15 protein-coding genes are annotated in these 16,151 nt (G+C 65.0%); 7 read left to right on the forward strand and 8 right to left on the reverse strand.

Annotated features, from left to right (window positions below; genetic code table 11):
• Positions 1 to 8: 8 nt before the first annotated feature.
• From dut to ACO07D_RS02635, 3 genes are all read right to left on the reverse strand, one after another.
• Positions 9 to 473: a dUTP diphosphatase gene (gene dut / locus ACO07D_RS02625; RefSeq protein ID WP_421701390.1), complete on the reverse strand. Its 465-nt coding sequence runs from the start codon at positions 471 to 473 to the stop codon at positions 9 to 11.
• Positions 474 to 501: 28 nt separating this feature from the next.
• Positions 502 to 1,701 (reverse strand): bifunctional phosphopantothenoylcysteine decarboxylase/phosphopantothenate--cysteine ligase CoaBC, encoded by a 1,200-nt coding sequence (gene coaBC / locus ACO07D_RS02630; RefSeq protein WP_421701391.1) that lies wholly within the window; start codon positions 1,699 to 1,701, stop codon positions 502 to 504.
• A gap of 150 nt (positions 1,702 to 1,851) precedes the next feature.
• Positions 1,852 to 2,664 (reverse strand): ChaN family lipoprotein, encoded by an 813-nt coding sequence (locus ACO07D_RS02635; protein WP_421701392.1) that lies wholly within the window; start codon positions 2,662 to 2,664, stop codon positions 1,852 to 1,854.
• A gap of 75 nt (positions 2,665 to 2,739) precedes the next feature.
• On the opposite strand from ACO07D_RS02635, the gene cobU reads away from it, so the two are divergent.
• Genes cobU through ACO07D_RS02650 form a run of 3 tightly spaced genes read left to right on the forward strand, consistent with a single transcriptional unit; the run spans position 2,740 to position 4,755 of the window.
• Complete coding sequence (gene cobU / locus ACO07D_RS02640; protein ID WP_421701393.1) at positions 2,740 to 3,261, forward strand: bifunctional adenosylcobinamide kinase/adenosylcobinamide-phosphate guanylyltransferase; 522 nt, start codon at positions 2,740 to 2,742, stop codon at positions 3,259 to 3,261.
• Positions 3,258 to 3,830: a histidine phosphatase family protein gene (locus ACO07D_RS02645; RefSeq protein ID WP_421701394.1), complete on the forward strand. Its 573-nt coding sequence runs from the start codon at positions 3,258 to 3,260 to the stop codon at positions 3,828 to 3,830. The genes cobU and ACO07D_RS02645 overlap by 4 nt, the downstream gene beginning before the upstream one ends.
• Positions 3,831 to 3,888: 58 nt before the next feature.
• Positions 3,889 to 4,755 (forward strand): glutathione S-transferase, encoded by an 867-nt coding sequence (locus tag ACO07D_RS02650; RefSeq protein ID WP_421701395.1) that lies wholly within the window; start codon positions 3,889 to 3,891, stop codon positions 4,753 to 4,755.
• Between the two features lie 33 nt (positions 4,756 to 4,788).
• Here the strand turns inward: ACO07D_RS02650 and ACO07D_RS02655 are convergent, their stop codons facing one another.
• Positions 4,789 to 5,667 carry a hypothetical protein gene (locus tag ACO07D_RS02655; protein ID WP_421701396.1) on the reverse strand — a complete coding sequence of 293 codons (879 nt, stop codon included), beginning with the start codon at positions 5,665 to 5,667 and terminating at the stop codon, positions 4,789 to 4,791.
• 193 nt (positions 5,668 to 5,860) lie between these two features.
• Here ACO07D_RS02655 and ACO07D_RS02660 point away from each other — a divergent pair, with 193 nt between their 5' ends.
• Positions 5,861 to 7,375: a YifB family Mg chelatase-like AAA ATPase gene (locus ACO07D_RS02660; protein ID WP_421701397.1), complete on the forward strand. Its 1,515-nt coding sequence runs from the start codon at positions 5,861 to 5,863 to the stop codon at positions 7,373 to 7,375.
• Here the strand turns inward: ACO07D_RS02660 and ACO07D_RS02665 are convergent.
• From ACO07D_RS02665 to rsmI, 4 genes are all read right to left on the reverse strand, one after another.
• Entirely contained in the window at positions 7,363 to 8,274 is a 912-nt protein-coding gene (locus tag ACO07D_RS02665) for an alpha/beta hydrolase (protein ID WP_421701398.1), read from the reverse strand. The two genes, ACO07D_RS02660 and ACO07D_RS02665, sit on opposite strands and share 13 nt — an antisense overlap.
• Positions 8,271 to 9,236 (reverse strand): glutathione synthase, encoded by a 966-nt coding sequence (gene gshB, locus ACO07D_RS02670; RefSeq protein WP_421701400.1) that lies wholly within the window; start codon positions 9,234 to 9,236, stop codon positions 8,271 to 8,273. The genes ACO07D_RS02665 and gshB overlap by 4 nt, the downstream gene beginning before the upstream one ends.
• Before the next feature lie 65 nt (positions 9,237 to 9,301).
• Positions 9,302 to 9,652, reverse strand: a complete 351-nt coding sequence (locus tag ACO07D_RS02675) for a YraN family protein (RefSeq protein ID WP_421701401.1) — start codon at positions 9,650 to 9,652, stop codon at positions 9,302 to 9,304.
• Complete coding sequence (gene rsmI / locus ACO07D_RS02680) at positions 9,649 to 10,500, reverse strand: 16S rRNA (cytidine(1402)-2'-O)-methyltransferase (protein ID WP_421701402.1); 852 nt, start codon at positions 10,498 to 10,500, stop codon at positions 9,649 to 9,651. Before rsmI ends, ACO07D_RS02675 begins: the two co-directional genes overlap by 4 nt.
• A gap of 91 nt (positions 10,501 to 10,591) precedes the next feature.
• Between rsmI and ACO07D_RS02685 the strand changes: the two genes are divergently transcribed.
• Genes ACO07D_RS02685 through murJ form a run of 3 tightly spaced genes read left to right on the forward strand, consistent with a single transcriptional unit; the run spans position 10,592 to position 16,088 of the window.
• On the forward strand, positions 10,592 to 11,764 hold the full coding sequence (locus ACO07D_RS02685) for a penicillin-binding protein activator (RefSeq protein ID WP_421701403.1): 1,173 nt from the start codon (positions 10,592 to 10,594) through the stop codon (positions 11,762 to 11,764).
• Positions 11,765 to 11,793: 29 nt separating this feature from the next.
• A complete protein-coding gene (locus ACO07D_RS02690; protein ID WP_421701404.1) occupies positions 11,794 to 14,547 on the forward strand; it encodes a [protein-PII] uridylyltransferase in 2,754 nt (917 codons plus the stop codon).
• Positions 14,547 to 16,088: a murein biosynthesis integral membrane protein MurJ gene (gene murJ, locus ACO07D_RS02695; RefSeq protein ID WP_421701405.1), complete on the forward strand. Its 1,542-nt coding sequence runs from the start codon at positions 14,547 to 14,549 to the stop codon at positions 16,086 to 16,088. Before ACO07D_RS02690 ends, murJ begins: the two co-directional genes overlap by 1 nt.
• The last annotated feature ends 63 nt before the right edge of the window (positions 16,089 to 16,151 follow it).

Below are 16,151 nucleotides of genomic sequence, written 5' to 3' on the forward strand. Positions count from 1 at the left end.
TCTCGCTCCTATTTTCGCCCGGTTGACCCGAAGCCCCCCGCGCCGCGCCCGGTTTCGCCTAGGCTGTCCACGATTTGAAACCCGGCCTGGATCACGGGGGCGATCACGGCCTGGGCAATGCGGTCACCATGGCCGACCGTAAAGGGCTCTGCACTGAGATTGATCAAGATCACCCCCAAAGGCCCGCGATAATCGTTGTCGATGGTGCCGGGGGTGTTGGGCAGGGAAATGCCATGTTTCAGCGCCAGGCCCGAACGGGGGCGGATCTGCATCTCGAACCCTTCCGGGATTTCGACACGCAACCCGGTCGGGATCAGTCGGCGTTCCATCGGCCTAAGAGTGATCCCCTCGGCGCGGTCGGCCTCGGCCAGGTTGGCACGCAGGTCGGCCCCGGCCGATCCTGCCGTCTCATAGCTCGGCAAAGGCAAGCCCTGATCCGCGCCCTCGTCCCAGATCATGCGAATGGTCGGCATACTGCCCCCTTCTTTCTTGTTCAGATCGCTATTTGGTCAAAGCCTCCGCGACACGCGATGCCAGCTTGCGGGCAACCTCGTCCTTGCCCATACGAGGCCATTCCTCCGCGCCTTCGGCGCTGATCACGGTCACCGCGTTCTCGGCCCCGCCCATGATCCCCGTCTCGGGACTGACGTCATTGGCAACGATCCAGTCGCAGCCCTTGCGCGTGCGCTTGACCGTGGCGTGGGCAATCACATCATCGGTCTCAGCGGCAAAGCCAACGACCAAACCGGGGCGGCCTGCCTCCATCTGGCTAACGGTCGCCAGAATGTCCGGGTTTTCGGCAAATTCCAGCACCGGCAGGCTGCCCTTGCCATCCTTCTTGATCTTCGATCCGCTCTCCGAGACGACACGCCAATCCGCCACCGCAGCGGCGAAAATCCCGGCATCCGCAGGCAGAGCCCCCTGCACGGCCTCCAACATCTCGCGCGCGGTCTGAACCTTGACCACCTTGACACCAGCGGGCGGCGACACATCCGCAGGCCCGGTGACAAAGGTCACATCCGCCCCCAAAGCCGCCAGCGCCGCGGCAATCGCCGTGCCCTGCGCGCCCGAGGACCGGTTGGCGATATAGCGCACCGGGTCGATCGGCTCATGGGTCGGACCGGAAGTCACCACCACGTGCTTGCCCTTCAAGGGGCCATCCGCCAGCGCCGCCTCCACCGCCGCGACAATCTCCAGCGGTTCCGACATGCGCCCCGGCCCGTATTCGCCACAGGCCATATCGCCCTCATTCGGGCCGACGAACAACACTCCATCGCCCTTCAAGGTCGCCACATTGCGCTGGCAGGCCGGATGTTCCCACATGCGTACATTCATCGCGGGCGCCAACAGCACGCGTTTATCCGTCGCCATCAAAAGGGTGGATGCCAGATCATTGGCTAGCCCCCCCGCCATCTTGCCTAGCAAGTCCGCCGTCGCGGGGGCCACCACGACCAGGTCAGCCGCACGGGACAGTTCGATATGCCCCATCTCGGCCTCGTCGGTCAGATCGAAGAGATCAGTATAGACCTTCTCGGCTGCCAGACCCGAGGCGCTGAGCGGCGTCACGAATTCCTGCCCGGCCTTGGTAATGACCGGCACGACCGAAGCCCCCCGCTCGCGCAGCCGCCGGATCAGGTCAAGCGATTTGAACGCCGCGATCCCGCCGCCGATGATCAGAAGAATGCGTTTGCCTGCGAGCATATGCGCCCCCTTTCGGTGTCAGACCCGAGTGTTACGGAGCCACGCGCCAAACTGCAACCCAAAGGGGCTTTCGTGGTGCGGCGGGGTGGGATGCCACACCGTTCCCACATACGCTCCATCACCAGGGTGGGAGCCGTGCCGCGAAAGCCCCTATTCGCGGTTTAGAAATGCCTCGCAAGGATCAGGGCGCTCCACCGCCGGGGCATCCAGTACCAGATCGAAGCCGCCCTCGGGCATCCCGCCATCCTCGGATTGCCCCAGCACAAACACCGGCACCTCGGGGACCACCCGCGAAAGATAGGACGGCACGCCCCAATCCCGCCGTGCGTGCCCGTTGCCGGTGATCACCACGACCGGCGACCCAACCTCTTCCAGGGCCTGCACCACGGTCTGCGCCAGGGTCGCGTCGCGCAGCCGCTGAATATCAACCATCCCGCCCAACGCGTCGCGCGGCATCGCTTCGCAATGGGCGTCAAATTGCAGGTCCAGGCGCGCGGACAGCTGCGCCTCGGGCAAGGCCCGATCCAAGCCATACACATCCGCCCCCGGCCCAAACAGCGCCATCACATTGCCGCCAAAGGCCGCCCGCACCGTCTCGCGCGGCACAGCGGCGCCGTAGAAGGCCGCATCACTTGCGGCAAACACGGGGTAATACATGGCGAACTCCGGCCAGCCGCTGTCCGCCCAGCCCAGTGCCGCCTCCAAACCGACCTGATCCGTCCGCAATCCCGGCGTATCCGCTGCCGCCTGCTCGGCAGTCAACATCTCGAACACCACCGCCTTGGGCTGGATCGCCTCGACCCAGTCTGCCTGCACCGCGTGGTGCACCGGGTTGTCATGGGTCTCGCCCAGAATGACCACGCTGGCCTGCATCGCCGTCTCCGGCAACGCGGCCTCTTCGCCCCAAGCCATGGATGCAACCACCACCGCCCCGAGCCCAATACCTGACAAAATCGCTTTCATGCCCGCAGCCTGCCACCCGCTGCCGCCCCGCGCAACCCGATTGCGCCAATGCGTCGCAGACGTTAGGCAGGGCGCATGACCCAGACCTCCCTGCCTCAGTTCAGCCTTGTCATCGGCGGCGCCGGATCCGGCAAGTCCGCCCATGCCGAACGCCTGCTGATCCAGACCGGCCGCCCGCTGCTCTACATCGCCACCGGTCAAGCCTATGACGAGGAGATGCAGCGCAAGATCAAACTTCACCAGGACCGGCGCGGGGCCGTCTGGCGCACGATAGAGGCGCCCCTGGACGTGCCCACCGCCCTGGCACAGGCCCTCCCCCAAGAGGCCGTTCTGCTAGACTGCGCCACCCTTTGGCTGACCAACCACCTCTTCGCCGAGAGCAACCTGGAGACCGAAGAGGCGCGCCTGATCGACGCCATCATCACCTGCCCGGCCCCGGTGGTCGTGGTCACCAACGAGGTCGGCGCGGGCATCGTACCGGAAAACGCCCTGGCCCGCCGGTTCCGCAACGCCCAGGGCGCGCTGAACCAGCGCCTGGCTGCAGACGCTGACAACGTCACCGCGGTCATGGCCGGGCTGCCATTGGTGCTGAAATGACCACGACATTCTGGTGGATCCGCCACGGCCCCACCCACGCCAAGACCATGGTCGGGTGGAGCGACCTGCCCGCTGACCTGTCCGACACCGCGCAGCTGGAACGCCTCGCTGCCTATCTGCCGGACAAAGCGCCTGTCATTTCCTCCGACCTGATCCGCAGCCGCGCCACCGCCGATGCCATCGCACGCGGCCGTCCTCGCCTGCCCGACGATCCCCGCCTGCGCGAGATCCATTTTGGCGACTGGGAGCTGAAGAATTTTGACGAAATCGACGAAACTCACGGCGCCCTATCACGCCGGTTCTGGGACGAGCCCGGCCATGTCGCCGCCCCCAACGGCGAAAGCTGGTATCAGACAGAGGCCCGGGTCAGCGCCGCCATTGAGACCCTGCGCGGCCCTGCGAACGTCATCATCGTCGCCCATTTCGGCGTGATCCTGACCCAACTGGCGCTCGCCTTGCAAAAGGCCCCCGCCGACATCCTGGCCCAGCGCATCGACAACCTGTCCCTGACCCGCATCACCTTGGGCCCGGGTGACACGGAGGTCGGAGAAATCAATCACCTCCCGTGATAGGCCCGACCACAATTCATGGTTTTGCGTGATGAGTTCGCGCAGTTACCCTGCCCGCATGACCTATGATCTTTATATCGGCGACCAGATGTTTTCTTCCTGGTCCCTGCGCGGCTGGCTGATGTTCGAGCGTTTCGACATCCCCGCCAACACCCACCTTGTCGGACTTTATTCCGGCACAATGAAACAGGACCTGGTGCCGCTTTCCCCGGCCCGCCTGGTCCCGGTGATGCGCACGCCCGAGGGCGTGGTGGTCGGCGATACGATCGCCATGGCCGAGACACTGGCCGAACGCCACCCGGACGCCGGGCTTTGGCCCACGGGTCCCGAGGCCCGTGCGTTGGCGCGCTGGTTGGTGGCTGAGATGCACTCCGGCTTTGGTGCCCTACGCGGCGACTGCGCGATGCAGCTGCACAGTGGCTACACCGACTTCACGCCGACCGACGCGGTCCGTGCCGATCTTGCCCGGATCGAAGAGCTCTGGTCGCTGGCCTGCAGCCGTCACGGGTCGGACGGCCCCTGGCTCTTCGGCGCCTATTCCCTAGCCGATGTGTTCTACGCCCCCGTCGCCGCCCGTATCGCGGGCTACGGCCTGCCGGTTGGCGACGCGGCCGCGGCCTATGTCGCCCAGCACCTGGCCGACCCCGCCTTCCGCCGCTGGCGCGCCCTGGGACTGACGAAAAGCTACGATCCGATGCCCTACGCGATGGATCTGGACCACGGCCCCTGGCCCGGCCCGACCCCGCGCAAGGCCCACGCGGTTGACGCGGGCCCTTCCGAGAACGCCACCTGCCCCTATTCTGGCAAAGAGGTCACCGACTACCTGGAACTCGATGGGCGCGTCTTCGGTTTCTGCAATCCGACCTGTCGCGACAAGACTGTGAACGACCCCGAAGCCTGGTCGGCCTTCACGGCGCTTCTGTGAACCCGGTGCCCTCTGCCACGACCCGGCAGAGGGCTACAGGAAACAATCCGTCCTGGTAATGGAGAACTCCGCCAGCACCTCACCATTCAGCCGCTGATACCGATAGACCACCCGGCCGCCTCGCCCGATGTCATACGAAAACATGTCCGGGGCGCAGGCCTCTTGCACCAACGCCTCACGCACACCTCCCAGCAGCATGGGCTGTTCCCCGTCCACGATCAGAATGATGCGCAACGTTGCGCCGTCTGCCTCCAGCCGCGAAAGGACCGTGATCTCGTCGAGCCGCAGCGGCAGGCTGGCATTGCTGTTCTCTGCCTCCCAGGAAAAGCTCTCCTCCAGCGTTTGCGCCTCCGAGATCAACCGCGACAGGGTCGCACTTCGCACATCGGGCGCATACTCCCAATCCTCCACGTACCCATCCAGGACCTTGGTACCGACGAACAGGACCAAAGCCATGGCAACCAAACCGGCATCTGCCAGGAAATGCAGCCGCGGCCGCCCGCTTTCCTCGTCCCAATGATGTTCACCGCGTGAAAAGGCCAGAACCAGATTTGCGATCGGGATGAAGGCCATCCAGGCTTTACGGCGACTGCCACAGATATGGTTGGACCGAGCCGCAGCCAGCAGGTAGTGCCCCGCACCTGAAAGCGCATAGACCGCCAGCATTCCAAAGCCGAGAATGGACAGATAGCCCGCATCGGCCACGTAGGGCAGAACCACCCATCCGAGGTTCGCCGTCGACACCGTGAGACCAAGCAAAACAACCAGCAGGATATAAGGCACCCGGCGCAGCGACCTGGTCACGTCTGACGTGATTGCCGCGAACAGCGCCCCGGCGAAGAAAACGGCAAGGACAATCGCGATGATCTGCAACTCGCTCATCAGCATCAAGCGTCCCAATACCCGGTCCATGAACCATCCCTTCCAATTCCCATGTTAAAAAAATGTTGCCGTATCACGGCTGCCTTCCGTTTCGCACCAAACCAAGTGCGACGCAATGCGCCGAGATCACGCAGGTTGGCCCACGGTTGCGTTAACCATTTGTAAACCAAGCTTGCGTTAACCATTGTAAACGAATTGAACGCAGTGGTTTACGGAGCTCCCCATGGTCGCGCGCGCCTATACGGTCGCCTTCGAAGGCATCGAAGCCCGCCGGGTCGAGGTGCAATGCGCCTTCTCGCCGGGCATGCCTTCCTTCTCCATCGTCGGCCTGCCGGACAAGGCCGTATCCGAAGCCCGCGAGCGGGTTCGCGCCGCGCTGAACGCCATGGCCATCGCCCTGCCCGCGCGTAAGGTCACGATCAACATGTCACCCGCCGACCTGCCCAAGGAAGGCTCTCATTTCGACCTGCCAATCGCGCTCGCCGTGCTTGCCGCGTTGGAGATCATTCCCGCCGAAGAGGTCGAAAACACCTTGGCCCTGGGCGAGCTGTCGCTCGATGGCTCCCTTGTGCCGGTGATCGGCGCCCTTCCCGCCGCCATGGCCGCGGCCGAGGACGACCGCGCGCTGATCTGCCCCAAGGCCTGCGGGGCCGAGGCCGCCTGGGTCGGCGCCGCCAAGGTACTGGCCGCCCGCACCCTGCCTGCCGTCATCCAGCATTTCACCGGGCAATCGCCGCTTGATCCGGCCGATCCCGGCGAAGTGGCCACCGACCCGACGGGGCGCGACCTTCTGGACGTGAAGGGCCAGGAACGCGCCAAGCGCGCGTTGGAGATCGCCGCCGCCGGACGCCACCATCTGATGATGGTCGGCAGCCCCGGCGCAGGCAAATCCATGCTGGCCGCCCGCCTGCCGTCAATCCTGCCGCCCTTGTCGCCCTCGGAGGCGTTGGAAACCTCAATGATTCAATCGCTTGCGGGACATCTGGACGACGGCGGCATCTCCCGGACACGTCCCTTCCGCGAGCCGCATCACACCGCCTCCATGGCCGCCATCGTCGGCGGCGGGCGGGGTGCCAAACCGGGCGAAATCAGCCTCGCACATCATGGTGTGCTGTTCATGGACGAGTTCCCCGAGTTCAACCGCACAGTGCTGGAAACCCTACGCCAACCGATCGAAACCGGCGAGGTCGTGGTCGCTCGCGCCAATGCCCATGTGCGATACCCCTGCCGTTTCATGCTGGTCGCCGCCGCGAACCCTTGCAAATGCGGCTACCTCAGTGACGCCAACCGCGCCTGTTCGAAGGCACCAAACTGCGGGGCGGACTACATGGGGCGCATTTCCGGCCCGCTGATGGACCGGTTCGACCTGCGGCTGGAAGTCCCGCCGGTGGAGTTCACCGATCTCGACATGCCCGCGACCGGGGACAGCTCTGCCACCGTCGCCACCCGCGTGGCCGAGGCGCGCGCCATCCAGGAAACGCGTTTCGACGGTCACGAAAACAGGCGCGTGAATGCTGATGCCGAAGGCGCGATGCTGGAGGAAATCGCCGCGCCGGATGCCGAGGGTCGTGAGTTCCTGACCAAGGTCGCCGATCGCTTCGGTCTGACCGCGCGGGGCTATCACCGGGTTTTGCGTGTGGCGCGCACCATTGCCGATCTGGAAGGGGCGGCGGACGTACGCAAACCTCACCTGGCGGAGGCCGCAAGCTACCGGTTGGCGTTTTCTCAGCCGAATTGAGCGTTTACGAAGCTTGCCACGCGCTTAAGACCTGCGCGGGCTTCCGGCACCAGCCCGTCCATCAGCACCCAGACATGCGGGCAGTTGGCCCATTCGTCACAGGTAACTTCTCCGCCCGCCGCCATCAGCTGCTCCGCCATGCGGCGGCTGTCGTCGCGCAAGATTTCAGTGTCACCGAATTGCAGGAAGACTGGAGGCGGTGTTTCAAACTTAGCAAACAGCGGGGAAATGCGTGGGTCCGCAGGGTCCGCGGCGGCCAGCACCCAGTCAGACAGAAGCTCTGACCGGCTTGCGGGAAGGGCGGGGTCATCGGATGCATTCGCCTGGAAGGACTCCCCGCTGAAACTCATGTCGGTGAGCGGTGAAAAGGCGAACAGCGCCCTGGGCGCGCGACCCTCTGTGGTCAGACGAGCCAGCAAGGCCAAGGCCAGAGATCCGCCCGCGCTGTCTCCGCCCAGGATGATGTCCTCGGGCGCATAGCCCCGCACAAGAAGCGCGTCGAAGGCGGTGCAGGCATCTTCGAACGCTGCCGGAAACGGGTGTTCGGGGGCCAGACGATAGCGCGGCGCGACGACCTCGACCCGGGTCAGGCGCGACAGGCGGGCCAGCATGTGGCGATGGGTCAGCGGGCTGCCCGCGATGAAGCCGCCGCCGTGAAAATAGAGCACAACCTTGCCGGGCAACGGCGGGTGTGATCCTGGCCGATTGCAGATCCGAAGCGCGCGCAGGTCAGAGGTCAGATGCTCCCAGCGATAGAGCGACAGCGGCGGGGCGCGGAACAGTTTCGGCGCCACCCGGTCCAGCAAGCGGCGCGCCAGGCGCACCTGGGACATGTGCGCCAGCAGCGGCTTGACCCCCACCCGCATCCAGGCATTGGCGAGGGTCAGTTGCCAGCTCATCCGTGGGCGACCTCAAGCCGGGTGTCCAGGCGCGCTTCGATGGCTTGCCAGATCTTCTCGGCAATATTCACCCCGTCGAAGCGCTCGAGTTCCTGAATGCCGGTCGGCGAGGTCACGTTGATCTCGGTCAGCCAGTCGCCGATCACGTCGATGCCGACGAAGATCTGCCCCTTTTCGCGCAGGAGCGGGCCTATGGCGGCACAAATCTCCAGGTCGCGTTCGGTCAGGCCGACCTTTTCGGGGCGGCCACCCACATGCATGTTCGAGCGGGTCTCACCGGCCTGGGGCACGCGGTTGATCGCGCCCACGGGTTCGCCATCGACCAGGATGATGCGCTTGTCGCCCGCACTGACGGCGGGCAGGAATTTCTGCGCGATGAGCGGCTCGCGGTTGATGCCCGAGAACAGTTCATGCAGCGAGGTGAGGTTGCGGTCGTCCGGCCCAAGCCGAAAAACGCCCGCGCCGCCATTGCCGTAGAGCGGTTTCAGGATCATGTCGCCATGCTTTTCCTTGAAGGCACGCAGCGTGTCGAGGTCGCGGGCAATCATCGTCGGCGGGGTCAGGTCCGGGAACTCAAGCACCAGCAGCTTTTCCGGGTAGTTGCGCACCCAGAACGGGTCGTTCACGACCAGCGTGTCCGGGTGGATCATGTCCAGAAGGTGCGTGGTGGTGATATAGCCCATGTCGAAGGGCGGGTCCTGGCGCAGCCAGACCACATCGACCTCGGCCAGGTCCTGTTCAACCTCGTCGCCCAGGGAGAAGTGATTGCCCTTATCGCGACGCACTTCCAAGGGCCAACCACGGGCCATGACGCGACCCTCGCGATAGAACAGCTTGTCCGGCGTGTAGTAGAACAGGCTGTGGCCGCGCGCCTGTGCCTCTTCAGCGATGCGGAAGGTGCTGTCGGCGTCAATGTCGATCGCGTCGATCGGATCCATCTGGAAGGCGATGGTCAGGGTCATGGTCGGGCTCCCGGTGATTTCCCCCTATTTGGCGCAGGGCGGGGCCGGGTTCAATGGGCAGAGCCTCAGGCGTAGGCGTTTTCCATGATCTGCACTTCACCGCGTTCGTTGACCAGGGCCACGTCAAAGCGCATTTCGATCAGCAGCCCCTTGGGTTCGGAGCCCGCGAATTCCTGTGCCGCACCCCAGATACGGGTGATCTGTGCAGGGCTGAGCCGCTGCACCGCACGGTCGAAATCGCGGGCCTTCTTGACCTCGACGAAGATCAGCCCCTCGCCGTCGCGAAGCACCAGGTCCAGCTCGCCGCCGGAGCCGCGCCAGCGCCGGGCGGCGACCGAATAACCGCGTCGTTCGTAATCCGCTTCGACCGCATATTCCGCCGATTGCCCGGCGAGATATGAGGTCAGCCCGCTCACTTGGCCATCTCCAGCGCGGCCTGGTAGACCTTGCGTTTCGGCAGCCCATGGGCGGCGGCCACGGTGGCGGCCGCATCCTTCACACTCATGGTCTTCATTGCCTTTGCCAAGGCCTCCTCCATCGTCTCGTCGCTGACCGCCGCGGTGCCACGATCCAGCACCAGAACGATCTCGCCCTTCAGGGTCCGTTCGGCCAGTTGGTCACGCAGTTCGGCCAGCGAACCACGCACAACCTCCTCGAACTTCTTGGTCAGCTCGCGCGCCACGGCGGCCTGGCGGCTGTCATCGGCAGTGTCGCAAAGGTCGGCTAACAGTTGGTTAATGCGCTTTGGGCTTTCGTAGATCACCAGTGTGGCAGGGATGTTCACCAGCTCCTGCAACCAAGCGCGGCGGGCCGACTTGGCATTGGGCGCGAAACCTGCAAACAGGAACCGGTCGCTGGGCAGGGCCGAGAGGCTGAGCGCGGTCAGAACTGCGGACGCGCCGGGAGCCGCCGTGACCAGGTGTCCCGCGCCGCCGACCTCACGCGCCAGGGCATAGCCGGGATCGGCGACCAGCGGCGTGCCGGCCTCGCTGACATAGGCAACAGAGCGCCCTTCACCGATCAGCTTCAGGATACCCGCCCGCCCATTGGGCCCGGAATGGTCGTGATAGGGGATCAGCGGGCGCTTGCCGACAGCCAGGCCATGAAGTTCCATAAGCTTGCGCGCGGTGCGCGTGTCCTCGGCGGCGATCACATCGGCAGAGGCCAGAATATCCAGCGCCCTCAAGGTGATGTCACGTGCATTGCCGATAGGCGTGGCGACCAGGTAAAGCCCCGGGTCGAGCGGTTTGATTTCGGGTTTCAAGGCTGGACCTGTCCGATGTGGCGTTTATGATGGGGCCCGAGTGACCGCCGGGCACATCTGTCCGCGCGGCCCCGGGAACGAGGATTGTATCATGTTTGCTGTTTTGGCTGTCGCCCGCAAGGTGTCGGGTGTGTGGATTGCGTTGTTGTCGCTTCTGGCGCTTGCCGCCTGCGGGCTGACCCTGCCCTCGGGCGGGCCTTCGGTCAACACCTCTCGCCCGATCCCCGTGGCCCTGCTGGTTCCGGGTGGCTCGGACAACGCGGCCGATGGCACCCTGGCCGCCTCGCTGGAAAACGCAGCGCGCCTTGCCATGGCCGAGCTGGATGGGGTCGAGATCGACCTGCGCGTCTACAACACCGCCGCCGATGCGGCGACCGCCAGCGCTATGGCCTCTAAAGCGGTCAGCGAGGGGGCCAAGATCATCCTGGGCCCGGTCTATGCAGGCAATGCCAATGCGGCGGGCCTGGCCGTGGCGAACCGCAACATCAACGTGCTGGCCTTTTCGAACAACACCGATATCGCCGGTGGCAACGTCTTCGTGCTGGGCCATACCTTCCAGTCCACCGCGAACCGCCTGGTCGGCTATGCCTCCAACCAGGGCAAGGGCAACATCCTGATCGTACATGCACAAAGCCCGGCCGAGAACGCCGGTCGTGCTGCCATCGAGCGTGCCATCGCAAACACGCCTGCCACGCTGGCCGGCACCGCCAGTTTCGAGCTCAGCCAGACCGGGATCATCAACGCACTGCCCGAAATCAGCGCCCAGGTGCGCGAGACCGGCGCGCAGTCGATTTTCCTGACCTCCGGCACCGACGGGGCCATTCCCTTCCTGGCCGGCCTGCTGCCGGAAAACGGCGTGAAACCGGAGGAGATCCAATATATCGGCCTTCAGCGGTTCGACATTCCGGCCACCGCCATGTCGCTGCCCGGTCTGCAGGGCGGCTGGTTCGCCATGCCCGACCAGGCCCTGAACGCACAATTCCTGGCCCGTTACGAAGCCCGTTACGGCAGTCAGCCGCACCCGATTGCGGGTCTGGCCTATGACGGGATCGCCGCCATCGGCGCGCTGGCCAGCACCGGCCAGTCGGACGCCCTGACCACCGTGGCGCTGACCCAACCGCAGGGTTTTGCGGGCGTGAACGGCGTCTTCCGCCTGCGCGGCGACGGCACCAACGAGCGCGGCTTGGCCGTGGCCACGATTGAAGAGGGTCAGGTCGTGATCCTCGACCCCGCCCCGCGCAGCTTCGCCGGCGCCGGGTTCTGAGCATTTTCAAGGCCTGACGAAAGACCCGGATGACCCTGCCCCAAGACCTGATCTGCCCGGCCGAGGATATCCTCGATCCGGCCGCCCTGAGCGCCCGCCTGAAAGAGGCCTTCGACGACGCCAAGGACGCGGCCGAGATACGTGGCGCCACGGTCTCGACCCTGCGCGCGGTGATGAAGACGGGGCGGGCCATCATCGCGGGCGCCTTCGAGGCTAACCCGCACAAGGCCCATGCGGCCACGCGCTCCTATGCCTGGCTGACCGATTGCCTGGTGCGCGCGGTCCACGCGGTGGCTACCGAAACGCTGCATCCGCTGCCCAACCCGACCGCCTCGGAAAGCCTGGCGGTGCTGGCGGTCGGCGGCTATGGCCGGTTCGAAATGGCGCCGCACAGCGACGTGGATCTGCTGTTCCTGACGCCCTACAAGATCACCCCCTGGGCCGAGAGCGTGATCGAAAGCATGCTCTACATGCTGTGGGATTTGCGCCTGAAGGTCGGGCACAGCTCGCGCACGGTAAAGGACTGCCTACGCCTGGGGCGCGAGGATTACACGATCCGAACCGCCATGCTGGAACACCGCCCGGTCTGCGGCGACGCCGAGCTGGCCCGCGAGCTGACGGAACAGCTCTGGTCCGACCTCTTCAAGGGCACCGAAGCCGAGTTCATCGAAGCAAAGCTGGCCGAACGGTCCGAGCGGCACAAGAAACAGGGCGGCCAGCGCTATATGGTCGAACCCAATGTGAAAGAGGGCAAGGGGGGCTTGCGCGACCTGCAGACCCTGTTCTGGGTCGCCAAGTACATCCACCGGGTCGAAAACATTCGCGATTTCGTCGACCTCAAGGTGTTCACCGCCGATGAATACGACACCTTCATGCAGGCGGATGAATTCCTCTGGGCGACCCGCTGCCACTTGCACCTGGTCACCAACCGCGCTGCCGATCAGCTAACCTTCGACCTGCAGGTCGAGGTGGCCGAGCGCATGGGCTACACCGACCACGGCGGCCGCCGGGCGGTGGAACATTTCATGCAGGCCTATTTCCGCCATGCTACGGCGGTGGGGGAACTGACCCGCATCTTCCTGACCGCGTTGGAGGAACAGCACCTCAAGAAGGAACCGCTGCTGATCGGCCTCTTGCGCCGACGCCGCCGCGCCAAGGCGCCCTTCATCGTCAAACAGGGCCGCCTGTCGGTCAAGGACGACAGCGTCTTTCACGACGACAAGCTGAACCTCCTGCGCCTATTCGAGGAAGGCCTGCGCACCGGAACGCTGATCCACCCGGACGCAATGCGCCTGATCTCGGCAAACCTGGACCTGATCGATGACGAGATGCGGTCGAACAAGGAAGCCGTGCGCATCTTCCTGGATCTTCTGCTGAAACACGGCAACCCGGAACGCGCCCTGCGCCGGATGAACGAGCTGGGCGTGCTCTCCGCCTTCATCCCCGAGTTCGAACCCATCGTGGCGATGATGCAGTTCAACATGTACCACTCCTACACGGTGGACGAACACACGATCCAGGTGATCTCGAACTTCGCGCGGATCGAGCGGCACGAGTTGGAGGACGAACTGCCGATCAGCTCGGAAATCATTGCCAAGGGAGTCAATCGCAAGACCCTGATGGTGGCGATGCTGTGCCATGACATCGGCAAGGGACGACCGCAGGACCATTCGATCCTTGGCGCCAAGATGTCCCGCCCGATTTCCCAGCGGCTTGGGCTTTCGGCCAAGGAATGCGAGACCGTCGAATGGCTGGTGCGCCATCACCTGTTGATGAGCGACATGGCCCAGAAACGCGATATCGCCGACCCGCGCACAGTGCGCGATTTCGCCAAGGCGGTGAAAAGCGTGCGCCGACTGGACCTGCTGACCGTGCTGACCGTCTGCGACATTCGCGGCGTGGGCCCTAATGTGTGGAACAACTGGAAAGCCACGCTGATCCGCACGCTCTACAACCAGACCCGCCGCGCGTTGGAGGGCGGGATGGAGGATCTGAACCGCGAAAACCGTGGTGCCGAGGCAAAACGTGCCCTGCGCGCCGCCCTGTCCGATTGGGAGGCCAAGGCGCTCAAGACCGAAACCGCCCGCCACTACGACGCCTATTGGCAGGGACTGCATGTCACCGCCCACACGATCTTTGCCCGGCTTCTGAAGGGCATCGGCGATGATGAAGTCCGCCTGGAGCTGGAGCTGGACGAGGAACGTGACGTGACCCGCGTGCATATCGTCATGGCCGACCACCCGGGCATCTTCTCGCGCCTCTCGGGCGCGCTGACCCTGGTCGGCGCGAATATCGTGGATGCGCGCACCTATACCTCGAAGGATGGCTATGCGACCGCGATCTTCTGGGTGCAGGACGGCGACGGCAGCCCCTATGACGCCTCGAAACTGCCACGCTTGCAGCAGATGATCCAGAAGACGCTCTATGGCGAGGTCATCGCCCGCGACGCCATCGCCGGGCGCGACAAGATCAAGAAACGCGAACGTGCCTTCCGGGTGCCCACGCACATTACCTTCGACAATGACGGGTCCGAGATCTACACCATCATCGAGGTCGACACCCGCGACCGCCCGGGCCTTCTGTTCGACCTCACCCGCACGCTGGCGAACTCCAATGTCTATATCGCCTCCGCCGTGATCGCGACCTATGGCGAACAGGTCGTCGATACGTTCTACGTGAAGGACATGTTCGGGCTGAAATTTCATTCTGAAGCCAAGCAGAAGACCCTTGAAAAACGCCTGCGCGAGGCGATCGAGAAGGGCGCGGAAAGGGCCACGGCCTGATGGCGGCCCCGCGCCTCTTGCGGGCCTTTGCCACCGTGGGCGGCTGGACCATGGCCAGCCGCATCCTGGGCTTCGTGCGCGACATCCTGATCGGCGCCTACCTGGGCTCATCGGCCGTGGCCGAGGCCTTTTTGGCCGCCTTTTCCCTGCCCAACATGTTCCGCCGCTTCTTTGCCGAGGGCACGCTGAACGTCGCCTTCGTGCCGATGTTCGCAAAGAAGGTCGAAGGGGGTGAAAACGCCCATGATTTCGCCCGGGACGCGCTGTCGGGGCTGCTGTTCGTCCTGGTGCTGTTTACGGTCCTGGGTCAGGTTTTCATGCCCTGGCTGGTCTATGCCATGGCCTCCGGGTTCTCAGGCGGCGAACGCTTCGACCTTGCAGTGATCTACGGCCGTATCGCCTTTCCCTATATCCTGTTCATATCTGTGGCCGCGTTGCTGTCAGGCGTGTTGAACGCCTTGGGCCGCTTTGCCGCCGCCGCCGCCGCACCGGTGCTGTTGAACGTCATTTTCATCGCCGCCATGACCGGAGGCGCGCTTCTGGGCTGGGACATGGGGCTGACGCTGTCCTGGACCGTGCCTCTGGCAGGGCTCGCACAGGTCGCGCTGGTCTGGGTCGCTGCCTCGCGCGCAGGCTACCGCCTAATCCCACGCCGCCCGATCATGACGCCGGAGCTGAAACGCCTCGCCATCATCGCCGCCCCCGCCGCACTGGCCGGCGGCGTGACCCAGATCAACCTGCTGGTCGGCCGCCAGGTGTCGAGCTTTTTCGAGGGCGCCTTTGCTTGGCTCTACTACGCCGACCGCCTGTATCAGCTGCCCCTGGGCGTGGTGGGTATTGCCATCGGCATCGTGCTGCTGCCCGACCTTTCACGCCGCCTGCGGGCAAGTGACACGGCGGGATCGCGCGAAGCCCTGTCTCGCGCCGGAGAGCTATCGCTGGCCCTGACCTTCCCCGCCTCCGTCGCCCTGATCGTCATTCCGGGCCCACTGGTCGAGGTGCTGTTTCAACGCGGCGCCTTTACCTCGGACGACACCGCGCGCACGGCACTGGCCTGCGCTGTCTACGGGCTGGGCCTGCCCGCCTTCGTGCTGGCCAAGGTACTGCAACCGATCTACTTCGCCCGCGAGGACACCCGCACGCCGTTCCGGTTCGCCTTGGTTGCGATGGTGGTGAACGCGGTGCTAGCCGTGGGGCTGAGTTACTGGATCGGCTTCATCGCCGCCGCCGTGGGCACCACCGTCGCCGGCTGGGCGATGACCGGGCTTCTCTGGTGGGGCAGCTGGCGCATGGGCGAGGACACTCGCTTCGACCGCCGCTTCTGGCGCCGCTTCTGGCGCATCGCCGCCGCCAGCTGGTTGATGGGCGCGGTGCTGTGGATGGGCGCCGTGGCTCTGGGCCCAATGTTCGGTGCAGGCGCCCTGCGCTACCTGGCACTGGCCCTGCTGGTCGCCCTGGGCATGGCGGCCTATGGCATGATCGGCCAGATGCTGGGCGCCTTCCGACTGGGCGAGTTCAAGGCGGCGATGCGGCGGGGGTGACGCCCCGGCGCGGGCGGGGTGGGAGGCCACAGGTCCAGCCCCACGCATAACGCCCGCCAGGGT

The organism is Aliiroseovarius sp., from assembly GCF_965228805.1.
In the GTDB taxonomy this organism is placed as follows: Bacteria; Pseudomonadota; Alphaproteobacteria; order Rhodobacterales; family Rhodobacteraceae; genus JASBTN01.